The sequence below is a fragment of the Penaeicola halotolerans genome, from assembly GCF_016464625.1.
Taxonomy (GTDB): Bacteria; Bacteroidota; Bacteroidia; order Cytophagales; family Cyclobacteriaceae; genus Penaeicola; species Penaeicola halotolerans.
This window is the reverse complement of the sequence record NZ_JAEAGO010000203.1, coordinates 1-239: the sequence shown is the minus strand read 5'-3', so window position 1 is coordinate 239 and position 239 is coordinate 1. Positions and strand designations below refer to the sequence as shown.

Genomic DNA, 239 nt, shown 5'->3' with positions numbered 1-239 from the left:
CTTCGAACTTCCTAGCTCGGCCACCGGGTATAGTGTTTTTCTCTATTAATTTGACTTCATATCCCTTATCGGCTAGTGAAGTAGCTGCTGATAGGCCAGCAAAACCAGCACCTATCACAATAACTTTTTGGGACATTCCTTAGAATTTATACGCGTAAACTTTCAACTCTGACTTGGGCTCTTTTCTAGCAATATGAATTCTATTTTTTACTGTTCCAATAGGTATCCCCAATTTATCT

At 38.9% G+C, this 239-nt stretch carries 1 protein-coding gene and 1 pseudogene; both read right to left on the bottom strand.

All coding sequences use genetic code 11. From position 1 onward, the window contains the following. A partial coding sequence (locus I5349_RS14035) for an FAD-dependent oxidoreductase (RefSeq protein ID WP_226391391.1) occupies positions 1 to 136 on the bottom strand: 136 nt, incomplete at its 3' end. 3 nt (positions 137 to 139) lie between these two features. Beyond that, a pseudogene (locus tag I5349_RS14030) lies at positions 140 to 239 on the bottom strand (RNA polymerase sigma factor); the annotation flags it as partial.